Below are 13,050 nucleotides of genomic sequence, written 5' to 3'. Positions count from 1 at the left end.
CCGATCACGGGCGGACCAGAGGGAGCGACCGGACGGCATGACGGACGGACTCATCGCGGACGGGCTCGTCGCGGACGGGCTCATCGACGAGCGGCAGGACCACCCGGGCGCGCCACCGACCCCGGAGCCCGAGGTCCCTCCCGGCACCGGCCGGCGCACCCGGCACCGGCGCGCCCGAGCCGGGTCGGCCGGATCGCTGGAGGCCCTGCTGCTCACTATGGCGGTCCTGCTGGTCGTCCCGCGGCTGCTGCCCGCCGGCCTGCTCGGCGCGCCCTGGCTCCAGGCCTGGTCCGCGGTCTTCGTCGCGCTCTGCGTCCAGGCACTGCCGTTCCTGCTGCTCGGCACGGTGCTCTCGGCCGCCGTCGCGGCCTTCGTCCCGGCCGGCCTGTTGGAACGGGCGCTGCCGGCGCGACCGGTGCTCGCCGTGCCGATCGCCGGGGTGGCGGGCGTGGTGCTGCCCGGCTGCGAGTGCGCCTCGGTCCCGGTGGCCGGGCGGCTGATCGCCCGCGGGGTGGCGCCGGCCGCCGCGCTGGCCTTCCTGCTCTCCTCACCGGCGATCAACCCGGTGGTGCTGACCGCGACGGCCGTCGCCTTCCCCGGGCGGCCGGAGGTGGTGCTGGCCCGGTTCGTCGCCTCGCTGGTCACCGCGGTGGTGATGGGGCTGCTGTGGGCGCGGTTCGGCCGCCCGGAGTGGCTGCGGCCGCGGCCCTGGCGTGAGCCGGCGGACGGCACCGGGCGCTGGTCCGTCTTCCGCTCCTCGCTGGAGCACGACTTCCTGCACGCGGGCGGCTTCCTGGTGATCGGCGCGACCACCGCCGCCACGCTCAACGCCGCCGTGCCGCAGGGGGCGCTGAAGGACCTGGCCCAGATCCCCGGGGTGTCCGTGCTGGTGCTGGCCGTGCTCGCGGTGCTGCTCGCGGTCTGCTCGGAGGCGGACGCCTTCGTGGCCTCCGGCCTGACCGCGTTCCCGCTGGTGGCGCGGCTGGCGTTCATGGTGGTGGGGCCGATGGTGGACGCCAAGCTGATCGCGCTCCAGGCGGGCACCTTCGGCCGGTCGTTCGCCTGGCGGTTCTCGGCGGCGACCTTCGTGGTCGCGGTGCTGTCGGCGGTCCTGGTGGGCGGGTGGTTGCTGTGAGGCGGGAGACTCGGGCGGTGCTGCTGGTGCTGGTGGGGGCGGCGCTGCTGCACCTGTCACTCTTCAGCGACCTCTGCCTGCGCTACGTCCGGGCGACCCTGCGGCCGTACCTGGTGACGACGGGCGCGCTGCTGGTGCTGCTGGGGCTGGCGAGCGCGCTCGCCGCGCTCCGCGCCCTGCGTGCCGGGCACGACGATCACGGGCACGACCGTGCTCCCGATCCCGATCCCGAGCACGGTGACGGTCACGGTCACGCGCACGGTCCCGGTGGCCCGCGGATCGCCTGGCTGCTGGTCCTCCCGGTGGCGGCGGTCTTCCTGATCGCGCCACAGGCCCTCGGCGCGTACACCGCGCAGCGCACCGCCGCCACGCCCGTCCGTCCGGCCACCGCGGACACCGGCTTCCCGGCGCTGGCCGCCGGAGACCCGCTGGTGATGACGGTCAACTACTTCGACATCCGGGCGCTCTGGGACACCTCCAAGTCCCTCCAGGGGCGCCGGGTCCAGCTCACCGGCTTCGCCACCCCGGACCCGGCCGGCGGCTGGGACCTCACCCGGCTCACCATCACCTGCTGCGCCGCCGACGCCCGCGCCTCGAAGGTGCGCGTCACCGGCGCGGCGGCCCCGCGGGAGGGAACCTGGGTGCGCGTGGTCGGCAGCTGGCAGCCCCCGGCCACGCCCACCCCGAGCGACGACGACACCGACCCGCCGACCCCGCAGCTGACGGCCCAGCAGCTGACCGAGATCCCCCAACCGGCCGACCCGTACGAGTAGCGGGAGGGCGGCGGGGGGCGAAGTTCAGCTGTCGGAGGCCCGCACAGCGGTCGCCTGTCGCAGGGCCGTGCGGATCCGGGCGGCGGTCTCCAGGGCCCCGGCCTCGTTCGGGTAGTGGCCGCGCGGCCAGAAGAAGCCGCGCAGGCCGTCCCCGCGGTGGCGCGGGACCACGTGGACGTGCAGGTGCGGGACGGACTGGCTGACCCGGTTGTTCATCGCGACGAACGAGCCGGCGGCGGCCGTCGCCTGCTCCACCGCCGCCGTGACCGCACGGACCCGGGTGAAGAAGGGGCCGACCAGCTCGTCCGGCAGGTCGGTCAGCGTCGCGGCGTGCAGCACCGGGACGACGAGCACGTGGCCGGGGAAGAGCGGCCGGTGGTCGAGGAAGGCCACTGCCACCCCGTCCCGGGACACCTCGTGCACCGCCGCCTCGCCCGCGACCGCCGCGCAGAACAGACACTCCACCCGCCCATTCCACGCCGTGCCCCGCGGCCCCGCGCGCCGGGAGCGGAGCCGGGAGCGGCAGAACGGCCGCCGGCCGGGCCACCCCCGCGGGGGCGACCCGGCCGGCGGCCGTGCGTGGTGCGCGGTGGCTCAGGCCCGGGCGGGCTCCGCCGCCGCCGAGGTCGGGTCCGCGTCCGTGCCCTGCGCCGTCAGCTCGGCGCGGACCTGCGCCAGCGACGGGTTGGACCAGGCGCTGCGGACGCCCCAGAAGTAGGTGCCCAGGCCGATCAGGGCGACGACCAGCAGGTCCACGCCCTGCGGCAGGTAGCCGTGGCCGCCGAAGTCCTTGGCGCCGGCCCAGGAGACCGCGGCCATCACCAGCAGGTACCCGACCACCCAGGCACCCGCCTTGAGGTGCGGCTTCAGCTCGGCCCACGGCTTGCGCAGCTCGTACCAGGCCCAGATCGGCAGCCCGGCGGCCATCAGCAGGATGACCTTGCCGGTGAGCGGCCAGCGGGCCCAGTAGAGCACCAGCGACCCGAAGACCATCGCGATCGGCGCGATCACCGGCATCGCCTTCAGCCTGACCGGGCGCGGCAGGTCCGGCGCCAGCCGGCGCAGCGCCATCACGGCGACCGGGCCGGTGATGTACGAGATCACGGTGGCCACCGAGACGATCTCGGCCAGCGAGCCCCAGCCGCGGAAGACCGCGAGGAAGAGGAAGGCGATGAACAGGTTGAGCAGCAGCGCCGGGCGCGGGATGCCGGTCTTGGGGTCCACCCGGCCGAAGATCGACGGCAGGTGGCCGTTCTCCTGCACACCGTGGATCATGCGCGAGGTGGTCGCGGCGTAGATCATGCCGGTGCCGGTGGGGGAGATGAAGGCGTCCGCGTAGAGCAGCATCGCGAGCCAGTTCAGGCCCCAGGCCGTCGCGAGGTCGGCGAGCGGCGAGTTGTAGTTCAGGCTCGCCCAGCCGTGCGACAGGTCGGCGGACGGGATGGCCACCAGGAAGGCGACCTGCAGCGCGACGTAGATCACCAGCGCGATCAGGATCGAGCTGATCACCGCCTTGGGCAGCGACTTGCCCGGGTTGCGGGCCTCGCCGGCCAGGTTCAGCGGCGACTGGAAGCCGTTGTAGGCCCAGACGATGCCGGAGACCGCGACCGCCGTGAACACCGAGCTCCAGCCGTTGGGCGTGAAGCCGCCGTGGTCCTGGAGGTTGTGGGTGTCGAAGTGCGCGAGCAGCAGGCTGCCCGCGGTCAGCGTCGGGACGACCACCTTGAAGACGGTGATCGCGGTGTTGGTCTTGGCGAACAGGGTGATCGCGAACCAGTTGAGCAGGAAGTACCCGATCAGCAGCACCGAGGCCAGTGCGACACCGGATGTGGTGAGTTCGCTGCCGTTGTACAGGCGCTGTGCCCAGCCGAAGTGCCAGGAGCTCATGTACTGCACGGAGGCGGTGGCCTCACCGGGGATCACCGAGACGATGGCGATCCAGTTGGCCCAGGCCGCCAGGTAGCCGGCGAGCGAGCCGTGCGAGTACTGCCCGTACCGGACCATGCCGCCGGCCTTGGGGAACATCGAGCCGAGCTCGCTGTAGGTGAGGGCGATGGTGAGCGCCACGGCGGCGCCGATCACCCAGGCGAGGATCGCGGCGGGCCCGGCCAGCTTGGCCGCGCGCTCGGCACCGAAGAGCCAGCCGGAGCCGATGATCGAGCCGAGACCGACCGCGGTGAGGCTGATCGTGCCGAGTGAGCGGCGGTAGTGCTGATGGGACGCCGTTTTCGGCTCTGATGCGCTCAACGTCTCAGTCCTCCCTGTTCTCCCCAGGCCCGGGATGCGGGTCCTGCTCGTGGTCGGGCTCAGGTCGCGCGGGTGGCGGGCCTGAGCGTGGGCAACGCGGAGCAGACTATGGGACGAACCGGGACGCAATGCTCAGGTAAAGCTCAAATCGAACGATCGTTGCCATCTCGTGTCCGTTAATCGGGGGCGCTGGCAAACGGCTTTGTGATAATCGCCTCAGCTCGGCGGGTGGGCACGCCATGCCGGGCGCGACGGCTGGGGCGGGGTGGCACGCCTGGGGTGCAGTGGCACCCCTGGTACAGGCATGACAAAGAAATACCCATGGCTCGGACAAGCCGAGGACGCGCCGGTGCGTACGGGAGTTCGATGTCCTCCACGCCGTCGTCGACGGGACCTACCATCCCCCAGGGACACCCATGCGACGTTCCACCCGAAGCCGTGCCACCGCGTCGGTTCTCGGCACCACCGCCCTCCTGGTGACCACCGCGGTCACCGGCGCCGTACCGGGCGCGGCCACCGTGGCGGCAGCCGCCACCGGCGGCAGCCCCCGACCGGTACCGGCCGCGATCGGCCACCGGATGGTGTCCGGGCAGTACCCCAGCCCACTCAGCACCAGCCAGTGCCAGACCCAGCTCAAGGCGTCCTGCTACGGCCCGCTCCAGCTGGAGCAGGCGTACGACGAGAAGCCCCTCTTCGACCGGGGGATCAACGGCACCGGCCGCACGATCGTGATCGTCGACTCGTTCGGCACCCCCACCATCCAGCACGACCTGGACGTCTACAGCGCCCACTACGGCATCCCCAGCGCCAACGTGCAGGTGGTGAAGTGGGGGACGGTACCGCCCTTCGACCCCTCCAACAGCGACATGACCGGCTGGGCCGAGGAGACCACGATCGACGTCGAGATGGCCCACGCGATGGCGCCCGGCGCCAAGATCGTGCTGGTCGAGACCGGCGTCTCGGAGAACGAGGGCACCACCGGGTTCCCGGAGATGATGGCGGCCGAGGACTCCCTGATCAAGCAGGGCGTCGGCGACGTGATCTCGCAGAGCTTCGGCGCCACCGAGAACACCTTCCCGGGCTTCGACCAGGGCGACTACTCCAGCCTGCTCAACCTGCGGTACGCCTTCAAGGACGCCCAGGCGCACGGCGTCACCGTGCTGGCCGCCTCCGGCGACAGCGGCTCCACCGACGACGAGTCCGACGGCAGCACCCTCTACCCGTACCCGGTGACCTCCTGGCCGCCCTCCGACCCGCTGGTCACCGGCGTCGGCGGCACCTCGGTCCACCTGGACGACAACGGCAACCGGGTCAGCCCGGACACCGTCTGGGACGACCCGGCCGACGGCGGCGCCTCGGGCGGTGGCAAGTCCAAGGTCTTCAGCCGGCCGCTCTTCCAGACCGGAGTCAGCAACGTGGTGGGCGACTCGCGCGGCGTGCCGGACATCAGCATGCTCGGCGACCCGAACACCGGCGTCTGGACGTACAACAGCTTCGGTCCGCAGGACGACGGCTGGGAGCTGTGGGGCGGCACCAGCGTGGCCACCCCGATCTTCTCGGGCGTGGTGGCGCTGGCCGACCAGCTGGCCGGGCACCGGCTGGGCAACCTCAACCAGGGCCTGTACGCGCTCGGCGCGCTCCAGCAGGCCGGGTTCAAGCAGACCGGGCTGACCGACATCGTGGGCGGCTCGAACACCAACGGCGGGGTGCCCGGCTGGCCGGCCACCCCGGGCTACGACCTGGCGACCGGCTGGGGCACGGTGGACGCCGCCAAGTTCGTCCCGATGATCGCGGCGCTCGGCTAGATCCGAGTGGTCAGCCCTGCCGCGCCGGTGTCCGCCGGCGCGGCAGGCTGGCCAGCACGCCCAGCGCGAGCGCCGCGACCACCGCGGCGAAGACCGTCCCGGCGGTGCGCAGCCCGGTGGGCGCGATCAGCACCCCGACCCCGATCGCCGGCAGCGCCAGCAGGCCGTAGACCGCCGCGAACAGCGCCGAGAACGCCTGCCCCCGGACCGCGGGTTCGGCGCCCTCGGTGATCAGCGCGATCCCGTCGCCGATCGCGAGCCCGGTCGCCAGGCCGTCCACCACCGCGGCGGCGACCAGCGGCGCGAGCGTGACGGTCAGCATCGCGGTGGCGATCAGCGCGGCGGACCCGACCAGCCCCAGGCAGGCGATCGGCAGCACCGCGCGCGGCCGCAGCACCCGGGCCAGCAGCTGCCCGCCGGCGGCGCCGACGAACGCGAGGGCCACCGTCACCCCCGAGAGCACGGGGGAGTTCAGGTGCAGCGGGCCGGCGAGGAAGAGCCCGGTGGTCGCGGTCAGCACGCCGACCACGGCGAAGCCCGCGCCGGCCGTCAGCGCGCTGCGGGCGAACGGCGCCCGGATCCCGGCCGGGACCTTCGGCAGCGTCGGCCGCAGCCGGCCCGCCCCGCGCCGGGCGACCGTCTCCGGCACGCCCCCCAGCAGCGCCAGCGCCACCAGCAGCACGGCGGCGTTCACGATCCAGACCAGCCGCAGCGGCGAGGGCGCGAACTGCGCCAGCACCCCGGCCAGCACCGGACCGGTGGCCAGTCCGCCCATGTTGGCGGCCAGCGCGATCCGGCCGGCCCGGAGCCGGTGCCCGGGCGGTGCCAGCTCGGTGAGGTGCGCGGTGGCGGCACCGGTGACCAGGGCCACGGACAGGCCGGAGAGCACCCGGCCGACCAGCAGCACCCCCAGGTCGTCCGCGGCCAGGAACACCCCGGCGGCGGCCAGTGCCAGCAGCAGCGCGGCGACGGTGACCGGCCGCCGTCCGAACCGGTCGGAGAGCGACCCCGCCGCCAGCAGCCCCGCGACCACGCCGATCGCGTAGACCGCGAAGGCGATGGTGACCATCAGCGAGGAGAAGTCGAATGCGTGTTCGTAGTCGGGGTAGAGCGGGGTGGGGACGGTGGTGCCGGTCATCGTGGCCCAGAAGGCGACGGCCACGGCCGCGGTCGCCGCCCCGCCGTGGAGCCGGGGCAGCCGGGGCAGCAGCCGCGAGCGGGTCTCGCCGGTGGTCGTGCCGAGCGTGGTCATCCGTCCTCCGGGCCGGTGGAGTCGAAAGTCCCAGTGAAAGAGTCCCGTGGCCGAATGAACCGGTAAATCGACTCCGGCATTCCGTCACCACCGTCCTGCGGGCTCCGACCGGCCGGCGCGAGCGGGACGATGGGGGCATGCGCGAGCGAGTGGCCGTGGTGGCGGGCGGCGCGCCACCGGGGTCGGTGCGGCGGGACCTGGCCGGGCCGTTGCGCGGCCTGCTGGCCGGCCAGTGCCTGGGCCAGTGCGCGGACGGGCTGGCGCAGATCGCCTTCGCCCAGTTCGTCCTGTTCGACGTCGGGCGCGGCGCCACGCCGGCCCGGATCGCCGCCGTGCTGGCGGTCACCCTGCTGCCGTTCAGCGTGGCCGGGCCGTTCACCGGCGTGCTCATCGACCGCTTCGACCGCCGCCGCCTGCTGGTCGTGGTCTCGCTGCTGCGGCTCGCGCTGGTGCTGGCGAGCGTGGCGATCGTGGCGGCGCGGGCCACCGTCGCGGCCTACCTGGCGGTGCTGTTGCTGCTCTCGGCGTCCCGGCTGGTGCTGACCGCCAAGGGCGCCGCGCTGCCGCGGACGGTGCCGCCGGAGCGGCTGGTGCCGGCGAACGCGCTCTCCGCCGTCGCCGGGACGGCCGCAGCCTTCGTCGGTGCGGTCGGCGGCTCGCAACTGGTCGGCCACTCGGAGGCGGCCGGGCTGCTGCTCGCCGGTGTGTTCTACGCGCTGGCGGCGGTGGTCTTCGGGGCGCTGCCGGCCCTGGGCGGGCGGCGTGCCGAGCAGGTGCTGCCCCGGCTGCGACGGACCGCCGCCGACCTCGCCGACGGGATCCGCGCGGCGGCCCGCACCCCGGTGATCCGGCGCGCGCTGCTGAGCGTCGCCGCGCACCGCTTCCTGCTCGGTGCGGGCTTCGTGGTGCTGGTCCTGGTCGCCGACTCGGAGTACCGGCTGAGGGCCCCGGGATACGGGATCGCGCTGGCCGCCACCGGGGTGGCCGCCTTCACGGGCAGCCTGGCCGCGCCGCCGCTGGCCGCCCGGTACGGGACCCGGGCGCTGTTGCCGGCCGCCTTCCCGGTGGCGGGCGCCGGGGCGTACGTCGGCGGGCTCTACCCGTCGCTCTGGGTGCTGGTGCCCTGCGTCGGGGTGGCGGCCTTCGCCTTCCAGGTGCTCAAGGTGTCCGCTGACGCGCTGGTCGGCGGGACGGCGCCGGACGCCCTGCGCGGGCGGGTGTTCGCCTGCTACGACGTGCTGTACAACGTCGCGTTCGTGTTGGCCGGGCTGGCCATGGTGCCGTTCTGGCACCCGGGGCACGAGCGCGCGTTGCTCTGGTGGGTGGCCGCCGGGTTCGCGCTCGGCTGGACGGTGCTGCTGACGGCCGACCGGAGCCGGCGGCCGCACCGGCCGCACCGGGATCCGGCACGTCGGGTGCGCTGGGCTCGGCGGGGCGCCGCCGTCCTGTTCGGCGCGCTGCCCGCGCTCGCCCTGCCCGCCCCGGCCTGGTGGTGGCTGGCCTGGTTCGCGCTGGTCCCGCTGACCCTGCTGGTCCGGGCCGCGCCGACCCGGCGGGAGGGACTGGTCCGGGCCTGGTGGGGGCTGGGCGGCTTCGAGGTGGCCGCGCAGTACTGGCTGCTACCGAGCATCGGCCCGGCGCTGCCGCTGCTGGGCGCGCTGCTGGCGGCGCTCTGGCTGCCCTGGGGCTGGACGGTGCACCGGCTGCTGAACGGGCCGCTCACCGCCCGGCGCGCCGCGGCCGCCCTGCTGGCCGTGCCGAGCGCGTGGACCTGCGCGGAGGCGGTCCGGTCCTGGCAGAGCCTGGGCGGGCCGTGGGCGCTGCTCGGGGCGACCCAGTGGGACCGGCCCGCCCTGCTCGCCTCCGCCTCGCTCGGCGGGGTCTGGCTGACCGGCTTCCTGATCACCACGGTGAACACCGCGCTGGCGATCGCCGTGCTGAGTGCGCGGGCCCGCCCGCGCCCGGCAGCCGCCGTCACCGCGCTGGTCGCGGCGGCCGGCTGTCTGGCGGTCGGGCCGGCCTGGGCCGCGCTGGGACCGGCGCCGCGCCCGGACGGAACCGTCCCGATCGCCGTGGTGCAGCCCGGCGTGGTGGCCTCGCCCGCCGTCCGGCAGGCCGACGAGCAGGCCGCCACCGCCAGGCTGGCCGCCCTGCCGTCGGGCGAGCGCCCGGTGCTGGTGGTGTGGGGGGAGAGCAGCCTGGGCGCCGACCTCACCGGCTCCCCGGCGGGGCTCGCCCCGCTTCGGGCGCTCTCCCGTCGGGTCGGCGCCGACCTGCTGGTCAACGGCGACGCGCCGAGGCTCGGCACACCCGGCAGGTACAAGGAGTCCGCGCTGGTCTCGCCGGCCGGGATCGTGGGCGGTTACGACAAGATCCGGCTGGTCCCGTTCGGCGAGTATATCCCGCTGCGCTCGGCGCTCGGCTGGCTGACCGAGTTCTCCAAGGCCGCCCCGGTGAACGTGCTGCGCGGCGACCACACGGTGGTGCTGCACAGCTCGGGCCTCGCCTTCGGGCCGCTGATCTGCTTCGAGTCGGCCTTTCCCGACCTGGCCCGGACCGAGGTCGCGAACGGTGCCCAGCTGCTGGTCTACCAGAGCTCCGACTCGACCTTCCAAGGGAGTTGGGCGCAGCCGCAGCACGCCTCGCTGGCCGCCGTGCGAGCCGTCGAGACCGGCCGGCCGGCCGTCCAGGTCGCACTCACCGGCGACAGCGCGGCCTTTGCCGCCGACGGGCGCCAACTCGCCTGGAGCTCGGCCGGCTTCAGCGGTGCCTACGTGGTGCGGGTGCCGCTGACCACCGGTACCACCGGGTACCGGCAGGCCGGTGACTGGATGCTCGCCCTGGCCTTCACCGTGCTCGGCGGCACCGCGAGTTGGGCGACCGTGCGGCCGGCGTCCGAGCTCGGGACGACAACCGCCGGGCCGGTCGGACCCGTTGGGCCGGCGTGAGGTGCCACCGGGCGGAGGTCGAGGAGCCCGACACGGATCCGGGCCGGCACCGGGATCCGAGCCGGCACCGCGGTCCGGCAGCCGCCGGCGAACGGCCGCCACCAGCCGTCGGCCCGAGGCCGGTGCGCCGCCGGGAGCCCCGACGGCGTCCGCCGCGGGTCCGAACGGCGCTCGAACGGCGACCGAACGCCGCGGGGCGGGCTCCGAGCCGGGAGGTTCGCCAACCGGCCGGCCGGCTAGTGGTGTAGGCGCGTGATGTCCGCCACATTTACGCGATAAAAAGCCGTTAAGAACTGCATTTCGTCGGATCCGGGCTGGTTTCGGGCGTCAAGAAGGCGCTAATTAGTTCTCGTGCCCGGAACAGGGTGGCCTCGGAGGATCGGGTCCGCAACGGGTACCGAGGTCGCCCTCCGCTGGATGACGCCTCGTCTTCGGCACGGAAGGGACAGACGTTCATGACAGCGGCACCCGAGCGCATCGACAGCGCGTCGGCGGGGCCAGGAGTGCTCCCGCGCGAAGTCGATCTTCCCGAGAGTCTCGGGTACCGGCTCAAGAAGGTCCTGTTGGGACCGCCCCTGGTGACCTCCGAACTGCACAACGAGAAGCTCAGCAAGCCGATCGCGCTCGGCGTGCTCGCGCCGGACTGCATCAGCTCCAGCGCGTACGGCACCGAGCAGATGCTCTTCCAGCTGATACCCGCGGTCGGCGTGGCCGGCTTCGCGCTGGTGATGCCGGTGACCGGGATCATCCTGGCGCTGCTCTTCCTGCTCACGATCTCCTACCGCGACGTCGTGATGACGTACACCCGGGCCGGCGGCTCGTACGTGGTGGCGCGGGAGAACTTCGGCCCGCGGGTGGCCCAGGTCGCGGCCGTCGCGCTGCTGATCGACTACATCGTCACCGTCGCCGTGCAGACCGCGGCCGGCACAGACGCGGTCGCGTCGATGCTCCAGCTGCTGTTCCACGTGAACATCGACGCCGACAAGCTGTGGATCACCATCGGCGTGGTCTGCCTGCTCTGCTACGGCAACCTGCGCGGCATCCGGGAGGCCGGCAAGGCGTTCTCGCTGCCGACCTACCTCTTCATCCTGGCCATCGGCCTGACCGTGGTCGTCGGCCTGATCCGGCTGGCCATGGGCGACCTGCCGCACCTCTCCGACGCCGAGCTGCACGCCCCCGGCGCGGTCGGCCTCGGCCACCCCGGCGGCGGCCTGATGATGGGTGCCTCGCTCTTCATCATGATGCGCGCCTTCGCCAACGGCGGTTCCTCGCTCACCGGTCTGGAGGCCATCTCCAACGGTGTCAGCGCGTTCCGCGAGCCGCAGGGCCCGAACGCCCGGCGCACCCTGGTGATCATGAGCGCCACGCTGGGCACGCTGGTGCTCGGCGTCTCCACGCTGGCCTGGAAGACCCACGCCATCCCCTACGAGTCCGGCAGCCCGACGGTGATCTCCCAGGAGGCTCACCTGGTCTTCGGCCAGAGCGGCTTCGGCAACGTGATGTTCACCTTCGTCCAGGTGGCCACCGCGCTGATCCTCTACACCGGCGGCAACACCTCGTTCAACGGCTTCCCGTTCCTGGCCAGCTTCGTCGCCGAGGACTCCTTCCTGCCCCGCCAGCTGACCGTCCGTGGCCACCGGCTGGCGTTCTCCAACGGCATCATCGTGCTGACCGTGATCTCGCTGATCCTGCTGATCGGCACCGGCGGCAACCTGACCAAGCTGGTCTCGCTCTACGCGATCGGCGTCTTCACCGGCTTCGTGATGGCCGCGGCCGGCCTGGTCAAGTACAACTGGGTGCGCCAGGAGAAGAACCGCACCTTCAAGATCGTCATCAACGCCGCGGCGGCCGTCGCCTCGGCCGCCGTCGTGGTGATCTTCGCGGTCACGAAGTTCACCGAGGGTGCCTGGATGGTCGTGGTGATCTTCCCGATCGGCGTCTGGGCGCTGATCCGCACCAACAGCCGCTACCGGGCCGAGAGCGCCGCGCTGGCCGCCGCCCCCGCCTCGGCCAGCGTCGCCACCCGCACCCGCAGCGTGGTCTACGTGCTGGTCGACAAGCTCGACCTGTCCGCGATCCGCGCCCTGCAGCACGCCCGCAGCCTGCGGCCGACCGAGCTGAGCGCGGTGCACTTCATGGTCGACGACCGGCACGCCGAGCGGCTGCGCGAGGCGTGGGAGGAGAGCCGGGCGGCCGACGTCCCGCTGGAGATCATCGACTGCCCCGACCGCCGGCTGCGCCGCGCGGTGGCCGAGTTGGCCGCCCGGGCCACCGCCGACGGCCGCACCGAGGTCACCCTGCTGATCCCGCGGCGCGCCTACGGCCCGCTCTTCGGTCGACTGCTGCACGCCCGGGTCGGTGACCGGATCGCCGGCGCCGCGAGCCGGCTGCCGCACGTCGCCGCGACCATCGTCCCGTTCGACGTCAGCCAGGCCATCGAGGACCTGGAGGAGACCGCCGACGGTCTGCGCCAGGTGCCGGGCGGCACCGAGGTCGCGGAGCGGACGGCGCCGCACTGGAGCACCGCGCGGCTCGACGCCGCGCACCGCGCCGAGTTCCGCGGCGAGCCGCGCACCGGCGAGCTCCGGGCGGACGGCACCACCTGCATGAACAACCTGGTGTGGCGTCAGCGGGCCAGCGTCGAGGGCCAGGTGCGCAAGGTCAACGTCACTCCGGTCTCCGGGGCGCCGCGGCTGGAGTGCGAGGTCTTCGACGAGACCGGCGGGATCACCCTGGTCTTCTACGGCCGGCGCGCCGTCCCGGGCATCGCGCCCGGGGTGAGGCTGCGGGCCGAGGGCATGGTGGGCAACACCGACGGGTTCCTCACCATCGCCAACCCGACCTACACCCTGATCCCGAAGGCGGAGGCGGCCGTCGAGAGCTGACGGCG

General features: G+C 73.7%; 7 protein-coding genes and 1 pseudogene. 5 read left to right on the top strand and 3 right to left on the bottom strand.

Annotation, left to right across the window (positions count from 1 at the left end; all coding sequences use genetic code 11):
* The first annotated feature begins 37 nt into the window (after nt 1-37).
* Together ACZ38L_RS09065 and ACZ38L_RS09060 are read left to right on the top strand one after the other, a co-directional pair.
* Nucleotides 38-1,135, top strand: a complete 1,098-nt coding sequence (locus tag ACZ38L_RS09065; RefSeq protein ID WP_465690744.1) for a permease — start codon at nt 38-40, stop codon at nt 1,133-1,135.
* The gene (locus ACZ38L_RS09060) at nt 1,132-1,908 is read left to right on the top strand and encodes a TIGR03943 family putative permease subunit (RefSeq protein ID WP_465690742.1); all 777 of its coding nucleotides are present in this window, start codon (nt 1,132-1,134) and stop codon (nt 1,906-1,908) included. Before ACZ38L_RS09065 ends, ACZ38L_RS09060 begins: the two co-directional genes overlap by 4 nt.
* A gap of 24 nt (nt 1,909-1,932) precedes the next feature.
* Here ACZ38L_RS09060 and ACZ38L_RS09055 read toward each other — a convergent pair whose 3' ends face one another.
* Nucleotides 1,933-2,373: an HIT family protein gene (locus tag ACZ38L_RS09055; protein ID WP_465690740.1), complete on the bottom strand. Its 441-nt coding sequence runs from the start codon at nt 2,371-2,373 to the stop codon at nt 1,933-1,935.
* Nucleotides 2,374-2,502: 129 nt separating this feature from the next.
* Nucleotides 2,503-4,155, bottom strand: a complete 1,653-nt coding sequence (locus tag ACZ38L_RS09050) for an APC family permease (RefSeq protein WP_465690738.1) — start codon at nt 4,153-4,155, stop codon at nt 2,503-2,505.
* Nucleotides 4,156-4,571: 416 nt separating this feature from the next.
* Here ACZ38L_RS09050 and ACZ38L_RS09045 point away from each other — a divergent pair, with 416 nt between their 5' ends.
* Entirely contained in the window at nt 4,572-5,960 is a 1,389-nt protein-coding gene (locus ACZ38L_RS09045) for a S53 family peptidase (RefSeq protein WP_465690736.1), read from the top strand.
* A gap of 10 nt (nt 5,961-5,970) precedes the next feature.
* Here ACZ38L_RS09045 and ACZ38L_RS09040 read toward each other — a convergent pair whose 3' ends face one another.
* Nucleotides 5,971-7,212: an MFS transporter gene (locus tag ACZ38L_RS09040; RefSeq protein WP_465690734.1), complete on the bottom strand. Its 1,242-nt coding sequence runs from the start codon at nt 7,210-7,212 to the stop codon at nt 5,971-5,973.
* Between the two features lie 137 nt (nt 7,213-7,349).
* On the opposite strand from ACZ38L_RS09040, the gene lnt reads away from it, so the two are divergent.
* Nucleotides 7,350-10,160: an apolipoprotein N-acyltransferase gene (lnt, locus tag ACZ38L_RS09035; protein WP_465690732.1), complete on the top strand. Its 2,811-nt coding sequence runs from the start codon at nt 7,350-7,352 to the stop codon at nt 10,158-10,160.
* A 455-nt stretch (nt 10,161-10,615) separates the two neighbouring features.
* A pseudogene (locus tag ACZ38L_RS09030) lies at nt 10,616-12,610 on the top strand (APC family permease); the annotation flags it as partial.
* Nucleotides 12,611-13,050 lie beyond the last annotated feature (440 nt).

The sequence above is a fragment of the Kitasatospora sp. NPDC024654 genome (genome assembly GCF_055559155.1).
This window is presented reverse-complemented; position numbering and strand designations above follow the sequence as displayed.